The organism is Arthrobacter ruber, assembly GCF_002954225.1.
Lineage (GTDB): Bacteria > Actinomycetota > Actinomycetes > Actinomycetales > Micrococcaceae > Arthrobacter_D > Arthrobacter_D ruber.
Genome location: NZ_PPTH01000018.1, coordinates 474,065 through 487,024, shown reverse-complemented (window position 1 = coordinate 487,024; position 12,960 = coordinate 474,065). Strand labels below are relative to the sequence as shown.

Sequence of the window (12,960 nt, the reverse complement as noted above, 5' to 3'; positions counted from 1 at the left end):
CCACCCGGCCCCCTCCGTGCCGACCTAGACTGGAACCCCTGCAGTCCGCGAGAGGAATCCATGACCACCGACGTCCCCCGTGCCGAGACCCGCAGCCCCTGGCGTGAACTCGCGCCGGGCATCCATATGCTGCCCACCGCCGGGTTCCGGCTGAACGTCGGTCTGGTGGTCGGTACGGAGCGGGCCCTCGTCGTGGACACCGGAGCCGGGCCCGTGAGTGCAGCCGAGATCTACTCCCATGTGCGGGACGTGACCGGGCTTCCGCTCATCGTCGTCACCACGCATGCCCATGCCGACCACTTCTTCGGCAACAGCTACTTCGCCGCCCAGGGTGTCGAGGAGTTCTGGGCGACGTCGCGGTGCAGCGAGGTGCAGGCCGAGAACGGCGAGGAGCAGCGGGCACTGGTCACCGCCGTCGAACCCGCCATGGGCGCCGGCGACGGCGCGCACGCCGCGATCCTCCCCGCCAACCGGCTGGTGGAGGGCAAACCCGTGGACCTCGACCTCGGTGTCCTGTCCGTCACGCTGTTCCACCTCGGGCGCGGCCACACCGACCACGACCTCCTGGTCGGAGCGGGCAGCGTCCTGTTCGCCGGGGACCTCGTGGAGGAGGGCGCCGATCCGGCCTTCGAGGACTCGTTCCCCACGGACTGGGTGCGTACCCTCGGCAAGATGGCGGCCCTGGAGGACCTCTATGACGTCTTCGTGCCCGGTCACGGCGAGCCCATGACCGTCGAGGAGGTGGTCACGCAGATGAACAAGATGCGCAGCGCCATCCGGGTGACGAGGCTCGCGATGGACGAGGCGTCGGTGGACATGACAAAGGCCATCCCGCTCCTGCCGTACGGCCCCGAGCAGTCGCGGGTACTGCTCACCCGCCTGCGCACCCTCGCGCACTGGAGCTGGCTGAAGCGCAAGCACTAGCACGCGCCGCTGGAGGCGCGGTGTGCCACGGCACCCTGCGGAGCCGGTCGTGGCGGCGCCGGTCAGGCGGTCGTCCTCAGGCGGTCGTCCCGAACACCGTGCGGTCGAGGAAGTCGTTGCGGAACTTCCCCTCGGGGTCTAGGCGGCGGGCGAGGGTTCGGAAGTCCTCGAACCGCGGGTACAGCGGTGCCAGCTGCGCGGCGTCCGCCGCGAACAGCTTGCCCCAGTGCGGCCGGGCGGCGAACGGCGCGAGGGCGGCCTCGAGCTCGGGCAGGAGTGCTTCGACCTCCGGCTGCAGCGGCTTCCACGTGAAGTGGAGCCCGATCCCGTCCCGGCCGTAGTTGTTGCTGAGCCACAGCCCGTCGGCCGCCATGGAGCGCACCTCGGACACCTGCAGCAGGGGGGAGATCCGCGGCGCGAGGGACCGCATGGCCTGGATCGCGGCGACGGCGTGCTCCCGGCCCACGAGGTACTCGCTCTGCAGCTCCTCGCCGTTGCTGGGAGTGAAAGCGAGCCTGAAGTGTGCGAGCCGGTCCGACCACGGTCCGGGCACGCCGAGCTGCTGCGTGCAGTGGTCGGCCGCCACGCCGGGTACCGGGTGGTACGCACGGTCCGCCGCCTTCCCGCCGTAGAACGAGGACGGAGCGGGTGAGTCGCTGTCGACACGGCTCTTCAGCCAGGCCTGGCCGATGGTGTCGCCGGACCAGTCGGTGAACAGGCTGACGCTGTAGGCGGAGGAGGTCGCGGCGTCGTAGTCCGCCAGCACCGCGTCCCACGGGACGTCCAGGAAGACGTCCTGGCGTACCTCGAAGGTCGGTTCGATGCGCAGCGTCACGCGGTGGACGACCCCCAGCGCGCCGAGACCCACCACCATGCCGTCGAAGCCGTCGTCGCCCTCGGCCACGGCCAGGACGTCGCCGGAGGCGGTGACGATCTCCAGCCCGACGACGGCGGTGGCGAGATTGCCGTTCGCGTTCCCCGAGCCGTGGGTGGCGGTCGCGACGGCTCCGCCGATCGAGATGTGGGGGAGCGACGCCAGGTTGTGCAGCGCGAATCCACGGCGCTGCAGGTGCCCTGCCAGGACGCCGTACCGGACGCCCGCACCGACCGTGACGGTGAGCGCCGCCTCGTCGATCCCGACCGCGGGATCGAGGACGTCGAGTGACACGAGCGTCCCGGGGGTGTCGGCGATATCGTTGAAGGAGTGGCGCGAGCCGAGCGCGCGAACGCGCGTGGATCCTGACACCGCCCGCTGGAGGTCGGCGAGCGAGGTGGGGTGCTCGATCGCGCTGGCTCGGTACTCGTAGTTACCCGCCCAGTTGAGCGTGTCCCTTACCTGTTCCTCGATCATGGTGGTCCCTGTCTGGCCGGTGCCGGATGGCGGAATCGGAGGCTGCGGCAACACTGCCGGCAGATGCCCGCCCATCCTACAACGTTGTAGACTCACCTCACCCGTGAGGTGCAGGACAGCACGGCAGGACCCGAGGGAGCGGCATGGCGGCCACACTGAAGGACGTCGCACTGGTGGCCGGCGTCTCCATCAAGACCGTCTCGAACGTCATCAACGACTACGAGCACATCCGCGCGGAGACGAAGCAGCGCGTCATGGACGCCATCTCCGAACTCGGCTACAGCCCCAACCTCTCCGCGCGCAGCCTGCGCTCGGGCCGCACCGGCGTGATCGGCCTCGCCGTCCCCGAGCTCTCGCTGAGCTACTTCGCGGAACTGGCAGACTCGATCATCAAGGCCGCGGAGCGGCGGGGGCTCAAGGTCCTGATCGAGCAGACAGGGGGGGATCGCGACCACGAGCTCGAGATCCTCTCGAGCCCCCGGCTCCAGATGACGGACGGCCTGCTGTTCAGTCCGCTCGGCATGTCCAACGAGGACGCACACCACCTCAGGGTGAACTTCCCGCTCGTGCTGCTCGGCGAACGCATCTTCGGCGGGCCCACGGACCACGTGACGATGAGCAATGTGGAGTCCGCACGTGCCGCCACCGCCCACCTGCTGTCGAAGGGCCGGCGCCGCATCGCCGTCGTCGGCGGACACCGCGGGGAGGTCATCGGCTCGGCCGGGCTCCGGCTCCGCGGCTATCAGCAGGCGCTCGAGGAGGCGAACATCCCGTTCGACCCCGACCTCGTGGCCTACACGACGTTCTGGCACCGCTCCAACGGTGCCACCTCCATGCGGGAGCTGCTCGAGACGGGCGTGGAGTTCGACGCCATGTTCGGCATGAACGACACCCTGGCGCTCGGCGCCATGCGCGTGCTGCAGGAGGCCGGACGGCGTATCCCCGACGACGTCGCCGTCATCGGCTTCGACGACCTCGACGAGGGCAGGTACTCCCTGCCCACGCTCTCCACCATCGATCCGGGCCGCGACGAGATCGCCGATACCGCCGTCCGGGTGCTGCAGGAGCGGATCTCCGGACGCGACGCGGACCTCCCGCCGCGCGAACTCGAGGCCCGCTTCGAGGTCATCGAGCGTGAGTCCTCGGCCCTGCCCGGGTGACGTTCCCATCGGCGGCGCAATTTTCGCCACGACCGCTTGACAGTGTCATGGGTCACTCGGCATGCTTCTTCTACAACGTTTACCTACAACGATGTAAATGACGGAACCGGCACTTGCGGAACCTCTCGCCCGGCGAGACGGCCCTGCAGGAGGACGGGCCCGGATCAAGGAAGATTCGAGCGGGCGCACGACGTTGCGCCCCGGTGATCCTCCTCCCTGCAGCACCCGGACCGGCCGCCCTCGGGGCGGACCACGGTGGAAGATCACCGCGAGAGGAAGCAAGAGATATGAAAGCCAAGTTCCTGGCATCGGCAGGCATCGTCGCCGCCACTGCCGTAGCACTGACCGGCTGCTCCGGAGGAAACGGAAGTGGCGGGGGAAGCGGCTCGGAGGCCGCCTCCTGCACCAACACCATCGTCAACGCCGAGGCACCCCAGGTGACCGTGTGGGCCTGGTACCCCGCATTCAACGAGGTCGTCGACCAGTTCAACAATGCCAACGACGACGTCCAGATCTGCTGGACGAACGCCGGCCAGGGCAATGACGAGTACACCAAGTTCTCGACGTCCATCGAGTCCGGTTCGGGCGCTCCCGACGTCATCCAGCTCGAGTCCGAGGTGCTCTCCAGCTTCACGATCCGTGACGCGCTCGTGGACCTGACGGAGTTCGGCGCGAACGACGTCAAGGCCGACTACGCCGAGGGTGCATGGGAGGACGCCTCCAGCGGCGACGCCGTGTACGCGATCCCCGTCGACGGCGGACCCATGGGCATGCTCTACCGCCAGGACATCTTCGACGCCGCGGGTATCGCCGTACCCACCACGTGGGAGGAGTTCCAGGCCGCAGCCGAGAAGCTGAAGGCATCGGGCAACGGCGCGGTGATCGCCGACTTCCCGACCAACGGACGCGCCTTCAATCAGGCCCTGTTCGCGCAGGCAGGCTCCGTTCCCTTCGAATACGACTCCGCGAACCCGCAGGAGATCGGCATCAAGGTCAACGACGAGGGCGCCAAGAAGGTCCTGGAGTACTGGGACGGCCTCGTGAAGGACGGACTCGTCGCGACGGATGACGCCTTCACCGCGGACTACAACACCAAGCTCGTCGACGGCTCCTATGCGGTCTACCTCGCCGCCGCCTGGGGCCCCGGTTACCTGCAGGGTCTGTCCGACGCCGATCCGGATGCCGTCTGGCGTGCGGCTCCGCTCCCGCAGTGGGACGCCGCCAACCCGGTCCAGGTGAACTGGGGCGGTTCCACGTTCGCCGTGACGGAACAGGCGAAGGACAAGGAACTCGCCGCGAAGGTCGCGATGGGCATCTTCGGTAACGAGGAAGGCATGAACCTCGGCGTCGACAAGGGAGCACTCTTCCCGTCCTATGCGCCGGTTCTGGACTCGCCCGAGTTCGCCGACAAGGAGTACGAGTTCTTCGGCGGACAGCAGATCAACAAGGACGTGTTCCTCGAGGCGGCCGCCGGCTACGAGGGCGCTACTTTCAGCCCCTTCCAGAACTACGCCTACGACCAGCTGACCGTCCAGATCTACGCGATGGTCCAGGGTGAGAAGGACGCGAGCCAGGCGCTCGACGACCTCCAGGCATCGCTCGAGCAGTACGCGACCGAGCAGGGCTTCACCATCAAGTAGCCGTCCGGGGTAGGGCGTCCGCCACAGCGCGGGCGCCCACCCGGACCGGTCCCGTGGACCCCGTCCACCGCACATCCGTCCCACAGCTCGAGGAAAGACACCATGGCCACGACCACCGCGCCGACGTCGTCACACAGCGCCGAGGCATCCCAGCAGGTCAAGCACCGACCGGACAGAAGCTACCGGCGCAGGCAGCGTTGGGGCTGGCTGTTCGTGGCGCCCTTCGCCCTCATCTTCCTGACCTTCCTCATCCTGCCCCTGGTCTACGCCTTCAGGATGAGCCTCTTCACGAGCACGCTGGCCACCGGGAACAAGTTCGTGGGTGCCGACAACTACGTCAAGGCGTTCACGGACCCGATCTTCCTCCAGGGGCTCGGGACCGTCGCGAAGTTCGCACTCATCATGATCCCGGCGCAGATGATCGTGGCTCTGGTCGCGGCCCTGGTCCTCGACAACCTCGCCACCTGGGCTTCCAAGTTCTCGCGCCTGATGATCTTCATCCCGTACGCCGTACCGGTGGTCATCGGAGCGCTCATGTGGGGGTTCCTCTACAGTCCCCGCTTCGGCCCGGCGAGTGACATCTTCGCGATCTTCGGCCTGGCGGCGCCAGAGTTCCTGGCGCAGAGCAACATCTTCGGCAGCCTCGTGAACATCGTGACCTGGCAGTGGGCCGGCTACTACATGATCATCATCTACGCAGCGCTCAGGGGCATCGACCCGGGCATCTACGAGGCGGCCGTCCTCGACGGCGCTTCCGACCGGCAGATCGCGACGCGCATCAAGATCCCCATGATCTCGTCCTCGCTCGTCATGGTGGTGATCTTCGCCCTGATCGGGACACTGCAGTTCTTCACAGAACCACAGGTGCTGAGGGCCGTCGCCCAGGGCGCCATACCGACGTCGTACACGCCCAACATGTACGCCTTCTCCCTGGCGTTCTCCTACAGCCAGTTCAACTACGCCTCAGCGATCTCCTTCGCGCTCGGCATCGTGGTCTTCGTGTTCTCGTTCTTCTTCCTCTTCCTGACCCGCAAGCAGAGCGGACTGAAATAAGCCATGGCACTCGTCACAGACACCCCGAAGCAGCGCGACAGTGGCCGGAAGGTCCGCGGTTCCGGCGCACGCAACCGCGCCCGCAACGGAGGCCCGCGCATCGGGTCCCACATCTTCCTGCTCATCCTCGTCATCTACTTCGTCACCCCCATCTGGTGGCTGACCGTCGCGAGCACGAAGGATACCGCCGGTCTCTTCGGTGGCTCCGGCGGACCGCTCTGGTTCGACAACGAGTTCCACTTCTTCAGCAACGTGCAGGGACTGTTCGAACGCCAGGACGGGATCTACTGGCGCTGGCTCGGGAACTCGTTCCTGTACGCGATTTCGGGCGGAGTGGGTGCGACCATCCTCGCCGTCCTCGCCGGGTACGGCTTCGCGAAGTACAACTTCCGCGGCCGGACCGCCTTCTTCGGCATCCTGCTCGGCGCGGTCATGGTCCCGCTGACGGCCCTGGTCATCCCCACCTTCGTCCTGCTCAGCTCGGTGGGCCTGGTCAACACCATCTGGGCCGTCATCCTGCCCTCGCTCCTCAGCCCCTTCGGCGTGTACCTCATGAGGGTGTTCGCCCAGGAGGCGGTGCCGGACGAGCTGCTCGATGCCGCCCGGATCGACGGCGCGGGCGAGATCCGCACCTTCTTCCAGATCGCCCTGCCGCTGCTGCGCCCGGCCATCGTCACGGTGCTGCTCCTCTCCGTCGTCGGGACCTGGAACAACTTCTTCCTGCCGCTGGCGGTCCTCAGCGATCCGCTGCTGCTCCCGGTCACCGTGGGCCTCAACGGCTGGCAGGCACTCTCGAACGCCGGCAGCGGTGGCGAGGCCCTGTGGAACCTCATCACCACGGGAGCCTTCATCTCGATCATCCCGCTGATCATCGCGTTCCTCTCCCTCCAGAAGTACTGGCAGGGCGGTCTGTCGCTGGGCTCGCTCAAATAGCGCACACTCCGTCCCCGAGCCATGTCACCACGCAGAGAAAGTAGTTTGATGCAGAACGCACGCCTCACCCTCGACCCCTCCTTCACCGTAGGCCCGATCAACCGCAACGTCTTCGGCGGCTTCGTCGAGCACCTCGGCCGCCACGTGTACGACGGCATCTACGAGCCCGGCCACGCGACCGCCGACGACGAGGGCTTCCGCCAGGACGTCATCGAGCTCGTGAAGGAGATGGGCGTCTCCACCATCCGCTACCCCGGCGGCAACTTCGTCTCGGGCTTCCGCTGGGAGGACAGCGTGGGCCCGCGCGAGGAGCGCCCCACACGGCTGGACCTCGCCTGGCACTCCACGGAGACCAACCAGGTGGGCCTGCACGAGTTCGCCTCCTGGCTGCAGAAGGTGGACAGCGAGCTCATGCTCGCCGTGAACCTCGGCACCCGCGGCACCTCCGAGGCACTCGAGCTCCTGGAGTACTCGAACCTGCCCAAGGGCACGGCGCTGTCGGAGCAGCGCATGGCCAACGGGCGGCCCGATCCGTTCGCCGTGAAGATCTGGTGCCTCGGCAACGAGATGGACGGACCCTGGCAGCTCGGGCACCGCTCCGCGGACGACTACGGCAAGATCGCGTCCCGCACGGCGAAGGCCATGCGCCAGCTGGACCCGTCGATCGAGCTCGTGGCCTGCGGTTCCTCCAGCGCCCACATGCCGACCTTCGGGGAGTGGGAGCGCGTGGTCCTCTCACACACCTACGACGACGTCGACTACATCTCCTGCCACGCCTACTACGAGGAGAAGAACGGCGACCTCGGCTCGTTCCTCGCGTCCGCCGTCGACATGGACCACTTCATCGAGTCCGTGGTCGCCACCGCCGACCACGTGAAGGCCGTCCGTGGCAGCTCGAAGACCATCAACATCTCCTTCGACGAATGGAACGTCTGGTACATCAGCCGCTTCGAGAACGTCGACAAGATCCAGGGGCTCGACAACTGGCCCGTGGCACCGCGCCTGCTCGAGGACTGCTACTCCGTGGCGGACGCCGTCGTGTTCGGCAACCTCATGATCTCGCTGCTCAAGCACGCCGACCGTGTCACCTCGGCGTCGCTCGCGCAGCTCGTCAACGTGATCGCCCCCATCATGACGGAGCCGGGCGGACCGGCATGGCGCCAGACCACGTTCTTCCCCTTCGCCATCACCTCCGAGCTGGCGCAGGGTTCGGTGCTCGAACTCAAGCTCGACGCCGGCACCTACGAGACCGGCGAGTACGGCGAGGTGTCGCTCGTCGATGCCGTGGCCACGCACGACGACGCCACCGGCGCCGCAGCCGTGTTCCTCGTCAACCGCTCGCAGACCGAGGAGATCACCGTGACCATCGACATCGAGGCGCTCAGCGGTTTCAGTTCGGTGGATGCACAGTCCCTGTACGATACGGACGTGTATGCGAAGAACACCCTCGAGGAGCCGGAGCGCGTGACCATGAAGCCCAACACCTCGGCGACGCTCGACGGCGGCGCCGTCACCGTCACGCTGCCCCCTGTGTCATGGACGGCCCTGAGCCTCGTATGACCTCTCCCGACTACAGGATCGAGGGCGGCGGCTACACGGCCGTCGTCCTCGGTCTCGGTGCCGCCGTCCGGGAACTCACCTACGAGGGCCGGCCCCTGGTCGTCGGCTTCGGAGCCGACGAGGAGATGCCCAACTTCCGGGGCGCCTTCGTGGCCCCATGGCCCAACCGCATCGCCGACGGCCGCTACTCGTTCGACGGCTCCTCCTACGAACTGCCGATCAATGAACCCGAACGCGCGACGGCGCTCCACGGGCTCGTGTTCGACGTCCCCTGGACCCTCGTGGACCACACCGCCTCCGCGGTGACGCTCACGTGCGTCATCGCGCCGACGGACGCCTATCCCTTCGAGGTCTCCCTCGAGGCGCGGTTCAGCGTCGGCGCCGAGGGCTTCCGCACGGACGTCACGGCGGTCAACACCGGCGACCGGCGGGCCCCCTACGGTGTCTGCCCCCACCCGTACCTCGTCGCAGGGCCGTCGCCGCTGGACGAATGGGTGCTCGAACTCCCCGCCGCCACGGTCCTGACCGTCACGCCCGACCGCCTGCTGCCCGTGGCGAAGGAGCCCGTGGCCGGGACGCCCTTCGACTTCCGCACGGCGCATCCGCTCGCCGACGTCCAGATCGACCACGCCTTCACCGACCTCACGCGGGACGACTCCGGCCGGACCACCGTCCGGGTCACCGATCCCGCACACGGGACCGGGAGCGCCGTGGTGTGGGACGAGAGCTGCCCGTGGGTGCAGATCCACACCGCCGACCTCCCGCTGAAGCCCGAGAGCACGCGCCTGGGCCTCGCCGTCGAACCCATGACCTGCCCGCCCGGAGCCTTCACCACGGGTGAGGACCTCGTGGTCCTCGAACCGGGCGGGACGCACCGGACCGGCTGGACCATCACCGCGCTGTAGCCGCCGGGGCCCTTCCTGGTGGAGCATCTCCCGCGGCGCCGTCCGGGACCAGGCCCAGCAGGAAGCGCATGACCGATTCGCGGTCCGCCGAGGCATCGACCAGGGTGAAGGACCCGTATGCGGGCAGGCGCCGGTAGCCTGCGGCCAGGGACGCGAGTCCGGCAGGGCTCTCGTCGTCCGTGGCGCGCCGGCGGATCCGTTCCAGCGCGACGTCGACCGGGAGTTCGAAGTGCGCGACGACGTCGGCAGCGGGCAGTACGCGCTGCAGCCAGGGCACGATGACGCCGCGCGGAAGGCCGCGCGCCTCCCGCAGCGCGAGCTGGCACTCGAGCCCGCGATCGAGGACGACGACGCCATCGAAGTCGCGGAGCCGCACCTCGTTCACGAGCACATTGACCACGCGCGTCACGGTCTCCAGGGCGTCCTGCACGCGAGGTCCGGGCGTCCGGCCCAGTGCCGCCCACCAGGCAGCCATCGTCCGGCGACCGGCAGGATTCCTCAGCAGGATCGCGGAGCCGCCCCGGGCCTCGATGGTACGCGTGAGATCACGGGCTGCCGTGCTCTTGCCGGAGCCGTCGATGCCGGTGAGGACGATGCGCAGGGTAGGCCTTCCAGAAGGGGATACACGGTTCAACGGGAGGGGACCGGCTCCTGTTCCACGCCCGTGCGGCAGCACGGGCGGAGGGACGGGTGGATGGACGGGTGGTTGGTGCGGCCGCAGCCCGACGGGCCGCGGGACGTCATCCCTACGGCATCGCGAGCAGGTCGGGCTCGTCCTGCCGCGTCAGCCCGTGGCACCGAGAACGAGGACGCACCTCACCGGGCTCTCCGGACGGAGGCGGGCCCCGTCACCGTCGCTGCCGCCCGTGCGCTCCGGTGGTCGCCGAGGACTCGACCACGCGCGCGGCGAGTTCGCGGGCGTCGCGCAGCCGCTCGGGCGGGCAGGAGCCGACGGGAGGCATCGAGAACTCGACCGTCGCGGGATCCTCCGAGGGCCGGAGGGCTGCGGATCCTCCTCCGCGGTGGAAGCACGACACCCCGAGGACGATACCGCCGGCGGCGATCAGGAGCAGCGGGTAGCCGCGGGCGCCGGCGAACAGGGCCAGGAGGCCGAGGGAGATGCTGAGCATGCCGAGTGGGACAAGGAACCGGGTCATCACACGTCCGTCGTCGTTGACTGATGGTGGTGGCACCGATAGTACTCCCCGAGGCGCGGTGCGCCTCCCTCCGGCCGTGGCCGTGTCGGTTCCCGGCGCACGCGGTCGGTGCACCCGGGGCGGTCAGTGCAGGATGCGCTGGTACAGCAGGTGGTCCTCCCAGGCGCCGGCGATGCGCAGGTACGACGGCGCCAGACCGATCAGCGTGAAGCCGGCGCGATGCAGGACCGCCTGCGAGGGCGCGTTCCGGGGCATCACCGAGGCCTGGACGCGGTGCAGCCCGAGCTCTTCCCGGGCATGCTGCAGCACCGACGCGAGCGCCGCCGAACAGATGCCTCGGCCCTGGAACCGGGAGTCCACCCAGTAACCGACATGGCCGCTGAGGAGGGGACCCCTGACGATACCGTTCAGGGTGATGGTGCCGATGATGCGGTCCTCCACGACGATGACCCACGGGACGTCGGTACCCGCGGCCCGTGCCTCGAGCCGCCGTGCGACCACTGCAGCCTGGCCCTCGGGCGTGAAGAACGCGTCGTCGCGGGCCGGTTCCCAGGGCGCCGACTGCTCGCGGTCGTCCCGGTACGCGCGGGCGAGGGCGGGGGGATCCGCGGCCTCGAGCAGGCGCATACCGACACCGCCGGGCAGGGCGGGCAGGCTGGGCGGCGTGGGTAGGTGCACCCGCACACAGTAGCCCAGGTGCAGGTGCCCCCTTCCGACCAGCACCCGCCGCTGGCACACTGTCTGCATGCCAGCGGCGCCCGACCCCCGGATCGACGACTACATCGCAGCCCTGCCCCCGTGGCAGCAGGAGATCTGCCGCACCGTCCGACGCCTCGTGCACGAGGCGGACCCGGGGGTCGAGGAGACGATCAAGCGCACCCGCCAGCCCTACTTCGTCCTCGAGGGCAACGTCTGCGCGCTGCTCGCCGCGAAGGACCACGTCAACGTGTTCCTGTACGACGGCGGGCTGGCGCCGGACCCCCGGGGCATCATCACCGGTGGACATACCAACACGACGGGCCGGACGGTCGCACTGTACGAGAACGGCCCGCTCGACGAAGCCGCACTGCGGGAGATCCTCCGGTCGATCATCGCCACCAATCGTGCCGGTGGTTGGCGCAGCATCAGGAAGCGTGCCAGCCTAGGCGGATGAGCCCCTCCGTCGACCTCGGCCGCATCGAGGCGCCCGTCCTCACCTTTTACGGGAAGGACGACGAAGCGCTCATGACGGTAGTGCCGGCGGCGGGCGTCGACGTCACAGCCGAGAAGTACCGCGGTGCCGGGCGTGCCTTCTTCGACGACACCGACCGCGTCGCATACCCGCCCGCCGCGGCAGAGGACGCGCGGAACGGCACCCTGGACCTCCTCGCGCAGCATGTCGCCTGAGCCGGGGGAACGGCCGCGTCCGTCACCCGACAGCACGCCGCCGCATCTCCGGCCCGCCTACCTCCTGCTCGTGTTCTGCGGCGGCATGGCCGGGACGCTCGCCCGCTTCGGCCTCGCCGAGGCCCTTCCGGCACCGGCGGGACTTCCCCTCGGGATCCTCCTCATCAACATCGCCGGTGCCCTCGCCCTGGGCTTCCTGCTCGAGGCACTCGCGCTCGGCGGTCCCGATGCGGGGCGCCGTCGTGCGCTGCGCCTGCTGCTCGGCACGGGCTTCCTCGGCGGATTCACCACCTATAGCGCGCTCGCCGTCGACTCCGCGCTCCTGGCCGGCTCCGGCCGTGCGGCCGAGGGCGTGGCCTACCTCGCCGTGTCCGTGCTGATCGGGCTCGTGGCGACGGCGGCGGGCGTCGCCCTCGCGACCCGCCTCCGCCGTCGGCCGCGGAGCGGGCGGGGCACGCCGTCGGGAGCACAATCGTGAGCGTCGGTGTCGTGCTGATGATCGGTATCGCCGGCGGGCTCGGGGCGGTGGCGCGCTTCGTGCTCGACGGCGTCCTGCGCTCGTCGCTGCGCGGCGTGGTCCCGATCGGCACCATGACGGTGAACATCAGCGGGTCGCTGCTGCTCGGGCTGCTGACGGGGCTCGTCCTGGCCACGGCCCTTCCGCCCGCATGGACGCTGATCGGCGGGACGGGCTTCCTGGGCGGCTACACCACGTTCAGCACGGCGAGCAGCGAGACGGTACGCCTGCTCCGCACCGGTCACCCCGGGGCGGCGCTCCTTGCGGGTGCGGGGACCGCGGTGGCGGCCACGGTGGCGGCCGGACTCGGCCTCGCGATCGGACTCCTCGCCGGCTAGACCCGACCGGCCCCGGCGGAACGGGCCTTCTCCATG

15 protein-coding genes are annotated in these 12,960 nt (G+C 69.0%); 11 read left to right on the top strand and 4 right to left on the bottom strand.

Going from position 1 to position 12,960, the window contains the following annotated elements:
• Positions 1-60: 60 nt before the first annotated feature.
• A complete protein-coding gene (locus CI785_RS16185) occupies positions 61-924 on the top strand; it encodes an MBL fold metallo-hydrolase (protein WP_105033091.1) in 864 nt (287 codons plus the stop codon).
• 76 nt (positions 925-1,000) lie between these two features.
• Here the strand turns inward: CI785_RS16185 and CI785_RS16180 are convergent, their stop codons facing one another.
• Complete coding sequence (locus CI785_RS16180; protein WP_105033090.1) at positions 1,001-2,275, bottom strand: FAD-binding protein; 1,275 nt, start codon at positions 2,273-2,275, stop codon at positions 1,001-1,003.
• Between the two features lie 143 nt (positions 2,276-2,418).
• Here CI785_RS16180 and CI785_RS16175 point away from each other — a divergent pair, with 143 nt between their 5' ends.
• The 6 genes from CI785_RS16175 to CI785_RS16150 all read left to right on the top strand — a co-directional run bounded on the left by CI785_RS16175 (position 2,419) and on the right by CI785_RS16150 (position 9,526).
• Positions 2,419-3,435: a LacI family DNA-binding transcriptional regulator gene (locus CI785_RS16175; RefSeq protein ID WP_105033089.1), complete on the top strand. Its 1,017-nt coding sequence runs from the start codon at positions 2,419-2,421 to the stop codon at positions 3,433-3,435.
• A 287-nt stretch (positions 3,436-3,722) separates the two neighbouring features.
• Complete coding sequence (locus tag CI785_RS16170) at positions 3,723-5,075, top strand: ABC transporter substrate-binding protein (protein ID WP_105033088.1); 1,353 nt, start codon at positions 3,723-3,725, stop codon at positions 5,073-5,075.
• 102 nt (positions 5,076-5,177) lie between these two features.
• Positions 5,178-6,128 carry a carbohydrate ABC transporter permease gene (locus tag CI785_RS16165; RefSeq protein WP_105033087.1) on the top strand — a complete coding sequence of 317 codons (951 nt, stop codon included), beginning with the start codon at positions 5,178-5,180 and terminating at the stop codon, positions 6,126-6,128.
• Positions 6,129-6,131: 3 nt separating this feature from the next.
• Complete coding sequence (locus tag CI785_RS16160) at positions 6,132-7,061, top strand: carbohydrate ABC transporter permease (RefSeq protein ID WP_105033086.1); 930 nt, start codon at positions 6,132-6,134, stop codon at positions 7,059-7,061.
• 48 nt (positions 7,062-7,109) lie between these two features.
• A complete protein-coding gene (arfA, locus tag CI785_RS16155; protein WP_105033085.1) occupies positions 7,110-8,621 on the top strand; it encodes an arabinosylfuranosidase ArfA in 1,512 nt (503 codons plus the stop codon).
• Positions 8,618-9,526 (top strand): aldose 1-epimerase family protein, encoded by a 909-nt coding sequence (locus tag CI785_RS16150; RefSeq protein ID WP_105033084.1) that lies wholly within the window; start codon positions 8,618-8,620, stop codon positions 9,524-9,526. The genes arfA and CI785_RS16150 overlap by 4 nt, the downstream gene beginning before the upstream one ends.
• On the opposite strand, the gene CI785_RS16145 is transcribed toward CI785_RS16150, so the two are convergent.
• The 3 genes from CI785_RS16145 to CI785_RS16135 form a co-directional block, all read right to left on the bottom strand.
• The gene (locus CI785_RS16145) at positions 9,513-10,160 is read right to left on the bottom strand and encodes an AAA family ATPase (protein ID WP_240615248.1); all 648 of its coding nucleotides are present in this window, start codon (positions 10,158-10,160) and stop codon (positions 9,513-9,515) included. The two genes, CI785_RS16150 and CI785_RS16145, sit on opposite strands and share 14 nt — an antisense overlap.
• 214 nt (positions 10,161-10,374) lie before the next feature.
• Entirely contained in the window at positions 10,375-10,683 is a 309-nt protein-coding gene (locus CI785_RS16140; protein WP_105033083.1) for a hypothetical protein, read from the bottom strand.
• A 123-nt stretch (positions 10,684-10,806) separates the two neighbouring features.
• A complete protein-coding gene (locus CI785_RS16135; RefSeq protein ID WP_240615247.1) occupies positions 10,807-11,361 on the bottom strand; it encodes a GNAT family N-acetyltransferase in 555 nt (184 codons plus the stop codon).
• A gap of 67 nt (positions 11,362-11,428) precedes the next feature.
• Here CI785_RS16135 and CI785_RS16130 point away from each other — a divergent pair, with 67 nt between their 5' ends.
• From CI785_RS16130 to crcB, 4 genes are read left to right on the top strand one after another with little or no spacing between them, the layout of a single operon-like run.
• Positions 11,429-11,836 (top strand): DUF1801 domain-containing protein, encoded by a 408-nt coding sequence (locus CI785_RS16130; RefSeq protein ID WP_105033081.1) that lies wholly within the window; start codon positions 11,429-11,431, stop codon positions 11,834-11,836.
• Positions 11,833-12,069 (top strand): dienelactone hydrolase family protein, encoded by a 237-nt coding sequence (locus tag CI785_RS16125; RefSeq protein WP_105033080.1) that lies wholly within the window; start codon positions 11,833-11,835, stop codon positions 12,067-12,069. The genes CI785_RS16130 and CI785_RS16125 overlap by 4 nt, the downstream gene beginning before the upstream one ends.
• Positions 12,059-12,547, top strand: a complete 489-nt coding sequence (locus CI785_RS16120; RefSeq protein WP_105033079.1) for a fluoride efflux transporter FluC — start codon at positions 12,059-12,061, stop codon at positions 12,545-12,547. Before CI785_RS16125 ends, CI785_RS16120 begins: the two co-directional genes overlap by 11 nt.
• The gene (crcB, locus tag CI785_RS16115) at positions 12,544-12,924 is read left to right on the top strand and encodes a fluoride efflux transporter CrcB (RefSeq protein ID WP_105033078.1); all 381 of its coding nucleotides are present in this window, start codon (positions 12,544-12,546) and stop codon (positions 12,922-12,924) included. The genes CI785_RS16120 and crcB overlap by 4 nt, the downstream gene beginning before the upstream one ends.
• Positions 12,925-12,960: the final 36 nt, after the last annotated feature.

What these genes read in the sequence shown, in the direction of transcription:
- CI785_RS16185 (WP_105033091.1), top strand. Translation starts at nt 61, where the DNA reads ATGACCACCGACGTCCCCCGTGCCGAGACCCGCAGCCCCTGGCGTGAA.
- CI785_RS16120 (WP_105033079.1), top strand. Translation starts at nt 12,059, where the DNA reads ATGTCGCCTGAGCCGGGGGAACGGCCGCGTCCGTCACCCGACAGCACG.
- CI785_RS16165 (WP_105033087.1), top strand. Translation starts at nt 5,178, where the DNA reads ATGGCCACGACCACCGCGCCGACGTCGTCACACAGCGCCGAGGCATCC.
- CI785_RS16150 (WP_105033084.1), top strand. Translation starts at nt 8,618, where the DNA reads ATGACCTCTCCCGACTACAGGATCGAGGGCGGCGGCTACACGGCCGTC.
- CI785_RS16180 (WP_105033090.1), bottom strand. Translation starts at nt 2,275, where the DNA reads ATGATCGAGGAACAGGTAAGGGACACGCTCAACTGGGCGGGTAACTAC.
- CI785_RS16140 (WP_105033083.1), bottom strand. Translation starts at nt 10,683, where the DNA reads ATGACCCGGTTCCTTGTCCCACTCGGCATGCTCAGCATCTCCCTCGGC.
- CI785_RS16130 (WP_105033081.1), top strand. Translation starts at nt 11,429, where the DNA reads ATGCCAGCGGCGCCCGACCCCCGGATCGACGACTACATCGCAGCCCTG.
- arfA (WP_105033085.1), top strand. Translation starts at nt 7,110, where the DNA reads ATGCAGAACGCACGCCTCACCCTCGACCCCTCCTTCACCGTAGGCCCG.
- CI785_RS16170 (WP_105033088.1), top strand. Translation starts at nt 3,723, where the DNA reads ATGAAAGCCAAGTTCCTGGCATCGGCAGGCATCGTCGCCGCCACTGCC.
- CI785_RS16125 (WP_105033080.1), top strand. Translation starts at nt 11,833, where the DNA reads ATGAGCCCCTCCGTCGACCTCGGCCGCATCGAGGCGCCCGTCCTCACC.
- CI785_RS16160 (WP_105033086.1), top strand. Translation starts at nt 6,132, where the DNA reads ATGGCACTCGTCACAGACACCCCGAAGCAGCGCGACAGTGGCCGGAAG.
- CI785_RS16175 (WP_105033089.1), top strand. Translation starts at nt 2,419, where the DNA reads ATGGCGGCCACACTGAAGGACGTCGCACTGGTGGCCGGCGTCTCCATC.